The organism is Bradyrhizobium prioriisuperbiae (genome assembly GCF_032397745.1).
Classification (GTDB): domain Bacteria; phylum Pseudomonadota; class Alphaproteobacteria; order Rhizobiales; family Xanthobacteraceae; genus Bradyrhizobium_A; species Bradyrhizobium_A prioriisuperbiae.
Genome location: NZ_CP135921.1, coordinates 8306862 through 8318981 on the forward strand (window position 1 = coordinate 8306862; position 12120 = coordinate 8318981).

20 protein-coding genes are annotated in these 12120 nt (G+C 61.0%); 11 read left to right on the top strand and 9 right to left on the bottom strand.

The window, feature by feature from the left end:
- Positions 1-59: 59 nt before the first annotated feature.
- Entirely contained in the window at positions 60-905 is an 846-nt protein-coding gene (locus RS897_RS38410; RefSeq protein WP_315838884.1) for a LysR family transcriptional regulator, read from the top strand.
- A gap of 4 nt (positions 906-909) precedes the next feature.
- On the opposite strand, the gene RS897_RS38415 is transcribed toward RS897_RS38410, so the two are convergent.
- From RS897_RS38415 to RS897_RS38430, 4 genes are all read right to left on the bottom strand, one after another.
- Entirely contained in the window at positions 910-2850 is a 1941-nt protein-coding gene (locus RS897_RS38415) for a DUF2207 domain-containing protein (RefSeq protein ID WP_315833866.1), read from the bottom strand.
- Between the two features lie 3 nt (positions 2851-2853).
- A complete protein-coding gene (locus tag RS897_RS38420; RefSeq protein ID WP_315833867.1) occupies positions 2854-3414 on the bottom strand; it encodes a LemA family protein in 561 nt (186 codons plus the stop codon).
- Between the two features lie 145 nt (positions 3415-3559).
- Positions 3560-4342, bottom strand: a complete 783-nt coding sequence (locus RS897_RS38425; RefSeq protein WP_315833868.1) for a hypothetical protein — start codon at positions 4340-4342, stop codon at positions 3560-3562.
- Between the two features lie 14 nt (positions 4343-4356).
- On the bottom strand, positions 4357-4563 hold the full coding sequence (locus RS897_RS38430) for a hypothetical protein (RefSeq protein ID WP_315833869.1): 207 nt from the start codon (positions 4561-4563) through the stop codon (positions 4357-4359).
- A gap of 274 nt (positions 4564-4837) precedes the next feature.
- On the opposite strand from RS897_RS38430, the gene RS897_RS38435 reads away from it, so the two are divergent.
- Entirely contained in the window at positions 4838-5809 is a 972-nt protein-coding gene (locus RS897_RS38435) for a DUF2336 domain-containing protein (protein ID WP_315833870.1), read from the top strand.
- Between the two features lie 21 nt (positions 5810-5830).
- On the opposite strand, the gene RS897_RS38440 is transcribed toward RS897_RS38435, so the two are convergent.
- Positions 5831-6175, bottom strand: a complete 345-nt coding sequence (locus tag RS897_RS38440; protein WP_315833871.1) for a DUF1491 family protein — start codon at positions 6173-6175, stop codon at positions 5831-5833.
- Between the two features lie 168 nt (positions 6176-6343).
- Here RS897_RS38440 and RS897_RS38445 point away from each other — a divergent pair, with 168 nt between their 5' ends.
- The 9 genes from RS897_RS38445 to RS897_RS38485 all read left to right on the top strand — a co-directional run bounded on the left by RS897_RS38445 (position 6344) and on the right by RS897_RS38485 (position 9740).
- Complete coding sequence (locus RS897_RS38445) at positions 6344-6547, top strand: hypothetical protein (RefSeq protein WP_315833872.1); 204 nt, start codon at positions 6344-6346, stop codon at positions 6545-6547.
- A gap of 1 nt (position 6548) precedes the next feature.
- Positions 6549-6872, top strand: a complete 324-nt coding sequence (locus RS897_RS38450) for a hypothetical protein (protein WP_315833873.1) — start codon at positions 6549-6551, stop codon at positions 6870-6872.
- A 242-nt stretch (positions 6873-7114) separates the two neighbouring features.
- Positions 7115-7465 (top strand): hypothetical protein, encoded by a 351-nt coding sequence (locus tag RS897_RS38455; RefSeq protein ID WP_315833874.1) that lies wholly within the window; start codon positions 7115-7117, stop codon positions 7463-7465.
- 2 nt (positions 7466-7467) lie between these two features.
- Positions 7468-7833 (top strand): hypothetical protein, encoded by a 366-nt coding sequence (locus RS897_RS38460; RefSeq protein WP_315833875.1) that lies wholly within the window; start codon positions 7468-7470, stop codon positions 7831-7833.
- 12 nt (positions 7834-7845) lie between these two features.
- A complete protein-coding gene (locus RS897_RS38465) occupies positions 7846-8106 on the top strand; it encodes a hypothetical protein (RefSeq protein WP_315833876.1) in 261 nt (86 codons plus the stop codon).
- A 3-nt stretch (positions 8107-8109) separates the two neighbouring features.
- Positions 8110-8418, top strand: coding sequence for an SPX domain-containing protein (locus RS897_RS38470; protein WP_315833877.1), 309 nt, complete (start codon positions 8110-8112; stop codon positions 8416-8418).
- 464 nt (positions 8419-8882) lie between these two features.
- On the top strand, positions 8883-9077 hold the full coding sequence (locus tag RS897_RS38475) for a hypothetical protein (protein WP_315833878.1): 195 nt from the start codon (positions 8883-8885) through the stop codon (positions 9075-9077).
- Positions 9070-9396, top strand: coding sequence for a hypothetical protein (locus RS897_RS38480; RefSeq protein ID WP_315833879.1), 327 nt, complete (start codon positions 9070-9072; stop codon positions 9394-9396). Before RS897_RS38475 ends, RS897_RS38480 begins: the two co-directional genes overlap by 8 nt.
- A complete protein-coding gene (locus tag RS897_RS38485; RefSeq protein ID WP_315833880.1) occupies positions 9396-9740 on the top strand; it encodes a hypothetical protein in 345 nt (114 codons plus the stop codon). The genes RS897_RS38480 and RS897_RS38485 overlap by 1 nt, the downstream gene beginning before the upstream one ends.
- Positions 9741-10217: 477 nt before the next feature.
- Here RS897_RS38485 and RS897_RS38490 read toward each other — a convergent pair whose 3' ends face one another.
- The 4 genes from RS897_RS38490 to RS897_RS38505 form a co-directional block, all read right to left on the bottom strand.
- Positions 10218-10511: a hypothetical protein gene (locus tag RS897_RS38490; protein WP_315833881.1), complete on the bottom strand. Its 294-nt coding sequence runs from the start codon at positions 10509-10511 to the stop codon at positions 10218-10220.
- A gap of 121 nt (positions 10512-10632) precedes the next feature.
- On the bottom strand, positions 10633-10983 hold the full coding sequence (locus RS897_RS38495; protein ID WP_315833882.1) for a hypothetical protein: 351 nt from the start codon (positions 10981-10983) through the stop codon (positions 10633-10635).
- Positions 10983-11345 (bottom strand): hypothetical protein, encoded by a 363-nt coding sequence (locus RS897_RS38500; protein WP_315833883.1) that lies wholly within the window; start codon positions 11343-11345, stop codon positions 10983-10985. Before RS897_RS38500 ends, RS897_RS38495 begins: the two co-directional genes overlap by 1 nt.
- Positions 11342-12052 carry a hypothetical protein gene (locus tag RS897_RS38505; protein ID WP_315833884.1) on the bottom strand — a complete coding sequence of 237 codons (711 nt, stop codon included), beginning with the start codon at positions 12050-12052 and terminating at the stop codon, positions 11342-11344. Before RS897_RS38505 ends, RS897_RS38500 begins: the two co-directional genes overlap by 4 nt.
- Between the last annotated feature and the right edge of the window lie 68 nt (positions 12053-12120).

Genomic DNA, 12120 nt, shown 5'->3' on the forward strand with positions numbered 1-12120 from the left:
GCCATCTCCTGATACATAGGTAAAATATTGTTATCTGATAATCGTCATAGGTCATGACTATGGATATCCGCGAGTTGCGCTACTTCGTGGCGGTCTATCAGGAGCGCAACCTGACGGCGGCGGCGAAGCGCTGTTTCATTTCGCAGCCTTCGGTCTCAGCCGCCATCACTGGCCTGGAAGCGGAGCTCGGCACCGCCCTGTTCATCCGCCACAAGAAGGGCGTGGTGCCGACCGCCGCGGCGGAGGCATTTCACGCGGTGGCTCGGCGCATTATCGACGAGGCAGATGCTGCGCTGAAACTGTTCCGGACACCGGCAACGCGTTCGATACTGACCCTCGGCCTGATGCGCACGCTCGACATTCCGCGCATTATCGCCCTGCTCAAACCGGTGACCTCCGACAGGGATCTGCAGCTGCGGCTGGTCGGCGCGAACGACACCGCCGATGCCCGCATCGTCTCGAAGGGCCTGCTGAAAGCCGGCGAACACTTCGTTCCGCTGTGGATTGACCGCTACGTGGCCGCGCTGCCGCCGTCCCATCCGCTGACGCTGAAGGACCGGCTGCGCGCCGCCGATCTCGCTGATGTGGCGATGATCGACCGCTGCCATTGCGAGCAGAGCGAGTTTTTCCGGCGCGCCGGCGGCAGGCGGAAGTCCGTCGCCATCGCGGAGTCGGAAGACTGGGCGATGGCGCTGGTGGCGGCCGGCGTCGGTGTCGCCATCGTTCCCGAAGGCGTCGCCCGCGCCAATCCGGATGTCGCGATCCGCGACATCGTCGACAGCGATGTCAGTCGGCAGGTCGGCGTGGCCTATAGCGAGGCGAAAGCCCCCTCGCCCGCGCTGCAGGCTTTCCTGGCGACGCTGGCGCCGGTGCACAAGCCGTCACGCCGCACCAAAGCGGCCTGATCAATCACCAGCCGGAGCCGCCACCACCGCCTCCGCCGTCGCCGGACGAGCCGCCACCACCGGAGCCGCTGCTCGAGGAATCGCTGCTGCTGCTGCTCGAGCCGCTGGAGCCCGGTGGCGTCGAGGCCGACGAAATCGTCTGCGAGAGGCTGTTGCCGAGATAGGTCGCGAAGCCAGCCGGGTCGCTGGTGCGATCATAGCTGCTGCTGCTGTTGCTGTACCAGCTGCTGGCGACGGCTGCGACCGACGCCGCGGCGAGCACATCGGCAAAGCGCCTGGCCCACGCATTCTCGACATCGAGCGCGATCGCATAGGGCAGGAAACGTTCGAACAACTCCGGCGTCTTCTCCGGCGGATTGAGCGCATTCAGCCGGTCTTCCTCGGCGACGCCGAGATACTGGCGAAAGCCCTCGATCTGATCGGTGATCTGCCGCCCCTCGACGGTGTGCGCCTTCATCCATGTGAACGCCGATGACGCCAGCGGCACCAGCACCAGCGGCAGCGCAGCCGGCAGCGCCTGGGCCCAGCCATGATGATTATCGGTGACGATCTGATAGCCGTTCACCCCGACAATGGCGGAGAACAAGCATCCAAACGCAAGCAGGGCGAACATGCCAATGCTGTGCGGCCGTCCCGCAGTCAGCAGCAAGGTGAGAACGATCAATGCCGGCAGGAACGACAGCATCCCGATCACGGTCGTGACACCCCGGTCGTTGCCCCAGCCGGCAAACACCGAGATCAGGACCGCGACGATGACCGCCAGCGACGCCTGCAGACCCCGGACCGACCAGGATTTGTTGTCGTGGAACATGCGATCCGCATAGGCCTTTGCCAGCGACTCCGTCAGTGCGGTTTGCGCACGCTGCAGGATCTTGCAGTTCGACTGATCGAGATCGAGCGGCGAGCTGCGTTTGCCGAACAGCGATTTTGCGACCGCCTGCTCGTCGGGATTGAGCAGCTTGCCGCCAGTGCGCGGCACCATCTGCAGCCCATTTTTCCGCTCCGCCAGCTTGAGATGTCCCTGCACGCCGAGGCCGACGATCGCGGCGGTGAATGCCTTGTCGTCCATGCCCATCTGCGACACGTAACGCACCGCCGCCGGCGACATGCCTTTTGGCGGCCCGAACAGCGGAATGATGGTGCCCCCCTGCGGATCATGTCCGACGCGCCGCCATGCGGAGAGATAGTAGCCAAGGATCAGCAGCAGACCCAGTCCGGCGGCCGCCAGCGGCAGGTTGTCCTGTAACCACAAGCCGAGCAGCCTCGACTGGCTCGGCGGTTCGATCACGCCCTTCTGCCAGCCGGCCGCGACCGTCAATCCCTGGTTCGGCGGCAATGCCTGGGTGGTACGGAAGACAATCAAGCCCGGGCGTTGCTCGAACACATAGGCGTTCTTGTCCTTGGCACCTTGCGGGCCGGTGTAAAAAGCGCTCTGCCGAAACGGCACCGCTTCCGGCAGCCGGATGCGGGCTTCCGCCGCATCGATGGGAAACGTCCAGCCATTGCCGGTCGCATTCCAGTACAGCTCATCGAAATCGGCAAAGAAACCAACCTGCCGGGAGGTCCGGTACTTGATCACGAACTCATGCGGGCCACGGTCGAGGATCTTGTCGGCGCTGCCGATCCGGACCCGCACGCCATTCGTGAGCCGTTCGGTCGCGTAGCGTTCGCTCGCTCCGTCCCGCGTCACCGATTGCACGTCGAAGGCGACCTCGACATGGGTGCCGTTCCGGTTGGTGTAGCTGGTGGGAAAATCGCGCAGGATGCCGCGCTTGATCACATTCCCTTCGGCCTGGACTGCGATGGTTTCCGTCACCAGCAGATCGCCGTCGTGCTGCACGTCGACGTCGCTGACAAAACGCGTAATACGCTCGTTCGCGCTCGCCGGCACGATCAGGGACGCCAGGACAACGACAGCCAGCCCCGCCCGCTGCAGATATCTCATCACTCAGCTCCCCGACAAATTGACGGCGGGCGCGGCGGCCGACGCCTGGTCGATCTCGAAGAAATGCTCCTCATGCCAGCCGAGCAAACGCGCCAACAGCACGTCCGGAAACGACTGCACGCCGATATTGAAATCACGGACGGTGCCGTTGAAATAGCGGCGCGCCATCTGCAGCTGATCCTCGATCTCGGCGAGCTGATCCTGCAGGGCGCGGAAATTCTGATCGGCCTTCAGTTGTGGGTAGCCCTCGGCCACGGCGAACAGCCGGCCGAGCGACCCCTGCAGCGCCTGTTCGGCGACGGCCTTCTGCATCGTCTCGGTCACCGCCAGGCTGGAGGCGCGCCTGGCGGCGATGTCCTCGAAGAGGCCCCGCTCATGTGCGGCATAGGCTTTCACCACCTGCACGAGATTGGGAATGAGATCGCTGCGCCGGCGCAGTTGTACATCGATGCCACTCCAGGCCTCGCGCATCATGTTGCGACGGCGGATCAGGCGGTTGAAGGCAAACACCGCATAGCATGCCGCCGCCACGACGATGGCCAGCACGATCCACTCGATTCGCATCGGAAAAGCTCTCGCAGGTTCTCGCCCGCCAGGGTGCGCATGGAGGCGCGACCGCGGGACTGGCCGGGGTATGCGAGACATTAGTTATCAGGTGCGACAAAAAGGTTCAGTATCTGTCGCGCGGCGCACCAAAAAAATGAAGAGGTCAGCCCTTGACGGTCAGAACCTGGCCGACGACCGGTGTCGCGCCGAGCGACGCACCCGATCGCGCCGCAAGATCAGCGATGAAGCGGTCGACCTCCGCCGCCATGCCGTCGGGGGCATGGATCACCAGCCGCTCCAGCGCCCAGCGATAGGACGCGATGCGCTGCTGCAGGCAGATCCCGACCCACTGCACGATCAGGGCGTTTTCCTTCATCCGCGCCAGCGCATCGGCGCGCTCGCGCGGTTCCAGATCGGAGATGTAGCGCATGCTGGCGCCGCGCTTCTGATCGAGATCGGCCACCCGCGCAACCGTCGAAAAGAACGGATCGAGCTGGGTGATGTCGTTGCGCACATCCTCAAGCAGTTGAGCATAGCGCGAGGCATGGGAGCGATGCGGCTCGTCGAGCAACAGGCGGCCGTAGGCGGTCCGGTCGAACCGCGGAGCCTTCTGCCGCCAGGGCGACGGCATCGGCTCATAGTCGCCGAACACGTTCTTCCAGGACGGGCGCGAATGCGGCGCCTCGATATAGAAATAGGCGCGGTCGCGCAGCGCCCGCTCGTAGTCGGTCAGCTGGAAATCCGAGGGACGACGGCCGATGCTGCCGGTCGCTTCCTCGCCGACCCAGCGATGCATGTCGTCACTGCGGGCCGAATCACGGGTCCGGCCGAAATCGCCGCTCGCGCAGCCGCCGAGTCCCGCCGTCAGCAGAACCAGCCCTATTCCTGAAAGCGATGAGATGAAAAGCCGAAGGCTCAAAGCGCTTCGGTGTCGGTCGGCGAGCATGGTGCAGCCAGATATCAGGATCGTGCGCGTTTGCGGCGGCGACGTCCGGTTGCCGTTCCCTGTTCGGGATCGCTGCCACCGGTGGTTTCATCGGCGTGGCGTTCGATCCGGACCACGGGAAGAATCACCACGGTCCCCATGCCTTCGCGCGGCGCTTCATCCAGCCATGAGCCCAGACGGCGCGACACAGCTCCCGTCGGAAAATCGATGATGGTGCCCATAGTTCTCGCCTCCCACCGCATCCTCATCCGTCTCCCAGCGGCGCACGGTCATAAGAACGGTTCATGGTTAATGGGCTCTTAATGGACGTCGCGGTTCGGCGGAAGCGTCGCAAAGTGTGGCGCGCGAGGCGCAATGCAAGCGATCGCACACGACGATACGCGAGAGCATCCGCATATCCTCAACGCATTCAATCGTTAACAGTCCGTTTTCCTTAAGTGCCTGTTAAAACGACGCAGCTAAATTCGTGACAATTATCCCTGTTGCGTATGAGCTATGACGACAATTCCAGCGATCCCCGGTCTCGATGGGTTGATGACGCTGTCGCGCCGCGAAGGCGTCGACATCCGTCCCACATTGCTGCGGGTTCTCACCGACCTCTATGTCCAGACGCCCGCGCACTCGCTCGATGAGGAGCGCCAGTTCGTGGCGCTGACGTCGCGGCTGATCGACGAGGTCGACGATGCCACCCGTGCGGCCGTTCGCGCCCGGCTGTCGGTCTATGCGCCGACCCCGCCGGAGATCGCGGAGAAGCTGGCACTGACATCGGCCGCTCCCTCGTTTACGCTGCCGCGCAGCCTGCGGCCGCAGCTTGCCGTGGACGCAGCCAATCAAAGCCATGTTGGAATGCCCCGCCGCGCCACGCCGCTGTCGATGCAGCCCAACGAGGCGTCCGAACTCAGCACCATGTTCTTTGCCGCCGATGCCAAGGAACGTGTGCTGATCCTGCGCAATCTCGAAAGCACGCGGTTGAAGCCGGCGATGCCGATCGAGACACGCCGCGCCACCCGCGCCGTCGCAGCGTTCGATCAGATGGCACGGGACGCGGATCTGATCGGCTTCATTGCGGAACTGGCTGATGTCCTGGTGCTGCCGACCCGCATGGCGGACCAGATCATCAATGATCCCGGCGGCGAGTCGCTCGCCTGCGCCTGCCGGGCGATCGGCATGCCCGGCGACGCGTTCCAGCGGGTGCTGCTGTTTCTCGATCCCGAGCTCGGCGCCTCGGTGACACGCGTCTATCGGCTATCGCGCCTCTTTGACACTCTGAGCGAACGCCTCGGGCTGATCATGCTGGCCGCATGGCGCGGCGCGAGCATTGCGGCCACCCGCGCCAGGCATCGTCCCCTGCTCCACGACGACGAGCGGCAACGCGCCCGCGTCACGCCTTCGCAGGCCAGGCCTGTTTCGCAGCCCGCCGCGGTGCCGATGCCCGGTTCGGCGAGCCGCAACATCGCCAAGACCTAACGGCTCCAAAAGCTGACAGCGCTACTTCGATGTCAGATCCAGCAGGTGGCGCCCCTGCTTGTCCTCGATTTCGACGATCCAGACATCGGGGTCGAAGCGGATTTCCTTGGTCAGCCGCTCTTCCACCGCCTGCTCGGGCACCGGCTCGGCTGACAAAGGCGTGAACACCCGCTCCACCGGACGGCTGTTGTCATAGGCGGTCTGCGGTGCGGGGGTGAACAGCAACGCATTGCCGTCGAGCAAAGCGAGCTTGACGAACACGGCGCCGGCTTCTTCCGAGCCACGCCGGCGCACCGCGCCAAAGATGCCGTTGACCTGGCAGCGGCGCAGATAGGCCGCCACCCAAATGTTGGATTTTAGACGCACAGCTAAACCATTGATTTATTTGGGTTTGAACATGAAGAAAACCACGAACATACACGGAACTGACGGGGGTTTGATTACCATAGAGTTACCCAAAGGGCGGGCTCTATTTCACCGCCAAACTGGTGGATTGACCAGTCAGGGATTTGGCTCAAACTTACGGAGGAGATGATGGCCACCCCCACTCGCGAAGAACTGCACCTGGCCCTAATTTGGGCCTTCGACAGGCTGTCAACCTATTCGGGATTGGATCGAGCCGAGCAGCGACAAACCGCCCGTGAGATCGGCAAAGTCCTGCTTGGCCAACCACCCCATGCGACGCGATACAAACCGAACTATGACGACGATTCGCAGAAACTGCTGAGAGACACCTGACATGGCGGCGGAAATGATAGAGCGACTTGCCCGCATCTTGGAGCCGCAGGCATGGGCCGCGCTTGGGACTGGCGGCGATACGCTGGCCTATCAAAACCGACGGACGTCGTCGCTGCGAAAGGCTCGATTGTCTATCGAAGCGATGCGAGAGCCGCTGAACGATATGGTGATCGCTGGCATGCAAGCTGGCGGCGAGTTCAATAGGCAATTCGTCGAAGGGCTGTCTGATGAACCAAGGGCTTTTGCCGCATCTCTCGTTGCAGCAGGCGACGGGCGACTTTACCGCGAGGCGTACCGCGCCATGATCGACGAGGCCCTTCGATGACCAAACAGCGGTGCCCAAGTGTGCTGCCAGGCCTATGGCGCGAAGCCGGTGGCCTCGCGGGCCTCGTGCGGCTTTATATTCCTGCGCCGAAAGTCCGGCATTAGGTGGCAAACTCTGAGTTTGCTACCTAATGCCGCGAAAGTCGATATGTTCGACTTTTGCCCTTGACGCCACTATATCAATGTCCTATATTTAGGACACGGATGGGGATGGCCCCGCCGCACTGGGTAGGAGACCCGACGATGACAACCATAGCCGACTTCCACGCCGCCCTCGCCGCCGCAGGCATCTCGTCACAGCAGCCACGCATCGAAACTGACGGCGACTACAAGTACGAATGCTTCGACGATGCCGAGGGGGCAGAGATCGCGTTCATTTCTTGGCACGCTGGTGAGCCGACCTACGTCGTGCGTGACCGCGCGCCTCAGGCAATCACGGCTCGCGATGTCCGAGAGCACTACACCGCCCAGGGCTACGAGGTTCGGATTGGCGACGATGGGCACATCGAGTTTCGTCTCGATGGCGGCGAATGGCGCGAAGGCCGCTATCTCTCGGAGTACCGCATGGTCGACGGCCAGGTGGTGTTGGTATAGCGATGACGGCCTTCCGGAAATTCACCGCCACAATCGAAAGGCTGGCCGCCGAGAACGGCGGCTGGCCCTGCTCGGTCAGCCTCACCCTCTACCGCAGTGCAGATAGGTTTCATCGCTCGTTTCCCGGCGATGACTACCAAGATCACATTCGCCAGCGAGAGATGGTCGTCGCCTGGTGCACAGAGCGAAAAATTGAAGTGATCGACGTCAGACCGGCAGATCTCGATAGGCCAGAAGATCGCGCCATTGCTGCGGCGCGGCCTCCCTATAGGATCGGGCTCGAACTCTGGAGCGACCCTGGTGGTGGCGAGATGGGGGTGGGCTGGACCGTGGTCAGCTTGGCAAAAATCGAATCCGGCAAACTGTGAGCGAGGTCCAGCATGTCCGTCATCAAGTCAGCCAGGTTCGTGCAACCGCACTCACGGCACTCCGTCGTGATCGAAATGCAAGTCGATCACGAGGGCGCCGCGGCCGAATACGTATCCTGCCGCGCCAACACCCAAACATATGCGCTGCGTGAATTCGCCGGCGTTAAGGATGGTCCGCTCGGAGACGACTTAATCAATTATCTCAATGCCGCCGTGCGAGGATCCGGCCGGCTGCGCAGCGCGATCGATTCTGCCAGATCAATGGGCTTTTAGGCGATGAGCAGCAAGCTCCTCAGCAACGTCGGCGAGGCTCTCTACGGGCCTCGCTGGCAGACCGAACTTTCGCGCCGGATCAGCGTATCTGATCGCACTGTGCGGCGCTGGGCATCAGGCGCGGACGACGTGCCCTCTGGCGTCTATTACGAGCTTCTTGGCGCTCTGACAGAGCGCGCGGTGGAACTCGACGACGTGATCGCCGAGGTCAGCGCCATGCTTAAGCTGCCCGCAGGCGGCGAACAGGCACGCAGCATCCCCGTCCCCCAAATCGAGATGAGGCCACGGCGGGATAAGGAGAGTGGAAAGTGACGGTTGCTACTCGCAGTGCGCTCTCACGGCAGATAAGGAAGCATAGAATGATAATTCTGGAGATTCTTTGTGCCGTGATCTACATAGCAAATTTTATCACAGCTTTAATATGCGGCTGGAATGGAAATATTATTTTCAGTCTTCTGTTTACACTGAATTTAGCGCTGCTGGGGGCAATTCTCGAATTGAAGATTTTCAGATGACGCGCGGTGTTTGTTGTGTGGGCATTAGGTTGATGGAGTAGCCACATGGACCGGGAAAAGCGTTGTAATCGCTGCGGGCGAAGTGAAACGGTTATTGAGGTCCAAGACCGTAGTCATGACCGAACAATCTTCGTTTGCATGAATTGCGATTGGTGGGGGACGGAACCTAACCATATGACCCAGCCGCTCCCAGAAAAAGCGCGCATCGAAATAGTATGGCCGGACACCACGAACGTTACGCCGTTAAGGAAATAGCCGGTTATGGCCGATGTGAAGCTGATCCGCCATGCTGAGAGCTACGAAGTCCGCCTAGCGGACGGCACCAGCAAGTATTGGTACTACGACGATGACGATCCGATCAGGCGCGTGCTGATGGGTCGCATGACGGGCAAGGAGGCTGAGGAAGCGGCTAAGGCGTTTGCGCGATTGGCGCGAGACGGGAAGACGGATGGCTAAAACCGGATGGAGCCAGAAATTCTTCATGGAAGAAACCTTCACCACTCCTAAAGGCCGGAAACTCGCCACTCTCGCGGACGCACGAGACTACATTCTCAGCCTGCCAAAATCAGAACAGTCCAAGCCTCATTGGCAGCACGCAGCAGAGAACTTAATCCAGCAAGCAGAGCTTGGACCAGCGTTCGCTCTGTTTACGAATATCGGGATGAGCCAGGCTCTGCAGTTCGGCGAGTCACCGGAGCCGAAGCGGGAGAAGAAACGATTGAGGATCGGGAAGCGATTGCCGCCGAAACTGCCGACACGAAGGAAAATACGCTGATGCGTGAAGCTGGATTCTATTGGGCAAAACGAAAAGACGACGGAGTGCTGACCGTAATCGAACTCGTCACACGCCAGGGCTCGCCATATTGGCAACTGATGGGAACTCTGAGTATTCCCGATGAGGCAGAGATCGACGAGTGGCTTGACGTCATGGACAGAATAGCCGCGCCGCCGTCTCGCGTCGACGCCATCATCAAGTGCTTAGCCGAGATGGATGAGCCGCTATGTGACAGCTTATTTGGGGACAGTATTTGCGGGCTTTGTTCGGCCGTTAGGCCCTACGACGAGCATGACGCGGACTGTCCGTGGGCGAATGCCCAAAAGCTTTCCCCGGCCAAATAAAAAGGCCGCCAGCTCAAGGCGTTGAATAGAGCCGGAAGAATCCGACCCACCCCGAAGGGTCTGCGATGGCGACGAGCGCCAGATTAGCTGAGAGTCCCCTGCACGAAGCACAGAACCGCGCCGCCGGCAGTCAGGAATATGACGCTATGACCTGTGGGGTTGCCAGAGTCATATTTAAGTTTGCGATCCGGAATTTCGAACTCGCTGCCAACCGGGAACGTGAGGTCGACCTAACGGAGCATCCGGCCTGTCATCTGTAATTCGTGCGTAGGTCTTGCCGTTGCGGACGAAAATCTCATCAGCCCAATATCCATCAGCTTCACCGCAGCATGGAATGGCTGGATTGTCGGGCTGCATCAACGAACGATACCATTCACGGATCTTCGGATCTGACGCCTCCCATTGCCCGACGTCGCGAGGCGTCTGCGATAGACGCCGCGCAAAGCAGCGCCAGGGCCACAATAAATCGGATCATGATTATTTACCTACAAGGGTCTTGAAGCCTAGCCAGCAGGCCCCGACAATCCCGGAGACGATCGCAGTCACGACCACCTTGATCGTCAGGCTTTGCGTTTGTTCGACACTCTTTCGCCACTTACGCAGATGCACGAAGTCGGCCCGCAATTCGACGCGATCCTCTTCCTCGATTCCGAACGAGGTCAGCATCGTAACTATCGTCCTGAGAACAATGTCGTCGATGTCGTCCTTGTGTAGCCGCTTCTGTTCGGCCAGCACGGCTGCAACGATTTCTGTTACCTCTTGTTCGGTCATTTCCCATTCCCATTAACCGAGTTGAAATTGCTGGTGCTCTCAAATCGGTTCCAGCCATTGTGAAGTTCACGCTTCTCAGTGGTCAGGGTCGTCGCTGCTCGCCAACGCAACGGCGGCCCGCCTAACGCTTTATGATGTTTGCGATGCCGGAGAAGAACATCCCGGAGACAACAATCATTGCGATCTCCGCAGTGCCCCCAGTCAGAGGGTCGGTCCTCCAGCTATAACCCAGGGCAGGCCCTATCACTTTGTCGCAAGCCGTCGCCTTGAAAAACCAGATCGCCACCCCGTAACAGCAGATCGATGGTGGCGAGAGTGGATGACCAATCCATGCCGTCATTGCCTGCGCTTGCGCGGCAGCTATCCCGGTTGCCGACTGGATCGCAGTGATAGAAACGTCTTTCGATTTATTGTAGGCGGTGATGATCCCACCCGCGAGCGTCGTGAGACCATTAAAGATAAGGCCCAACATCACTCTGCATCCCTTGCAATTCCGCGAAACCGCGCGGCCAGAGTAACGACCGAGATGAACATCAGCACGTAGCCCAGAATCTTCGGGTTCGCGCCCAGGGTCTCGGTGATCTGTGCGCGGAGATCCGGGTCACCCAAGGCGCTGGCAATCGGGTCGATCCATTGCAGCAGTTGGCCGATGCCCTGAAGTGCGAGCCCCCAAACCACGGTGACCGATCGGCCGCACAATGCCCAGACCTTGGCCCAGAAGCCGTCAGCTTCGTCATAGAAGGACTTGAGTGCCGGGATGGCGTGAAGCATCGGACGAACAAAGAGCGCATAGGCGACCACGAGTCCCGGCAGGATGAGAATGGCCCAGATCATGGAGACACCTCGGTCTTAACTGCTGGCGGCGTAACGTCGCCTATGACTGGAGTATTGACGGATGGCGCCACGGCGTCCGGATGCGGCAAGTCCTGCTCGGGTTTCCTCGGCCAGAATTTCCAGGCCAGGAAGACCGCCACCGCTATACCGACTCCGATCAGGACCGCGGTGCCCATCCCCATCCCGGCCTGCGTGGCCGCAGCCGTCGTGGCCGCGGTGCTGGTGGTAACCGACACAACCGCCTTCTTGACGGTGTTCGCGGTCGGGACGCCGGATAGAACGCGCTTCTGGGCTGCGAGCCAGTCAGCATCCGGCGCCGGATATACCTTTCCCGCCTCGTGCCAAGCCTGCGCCTTGAGAAAGGAAATCCCCATTGCGCTCTTCCAGAACGCGTCGTTCATGACCGTATTTTCGGTCAGGCCTGGGACACGCGCCTTGCAGAACGCGATGTACGACGGGACATTGTTGTGCCCAGACCAGGTCGCGATCGCATCGGCAAAACGCTTGTTCCGGTAGTTCTTGGAGGTCCGCCAGAGATCGAGCTGGGCGCAGATCCCGGCCACGAAGGTCGGAAAAACCGCGATGTTGTTGCCCTGCCCCTTGCCATCGTTGAGGGTCACGGCCTTCTTGGCTGCTCCCCACTTGATGGCAAGGGCATTCCCCCACATGGCGCCGGGGTTGCGATAGCGGATCGATGCTGGTTCCATAGGTTCTCCTTGCCGGAAGATGGCTGTTAGTTGTTGGCTTTAATGATGTTTTGGATTTGCCAATTAGG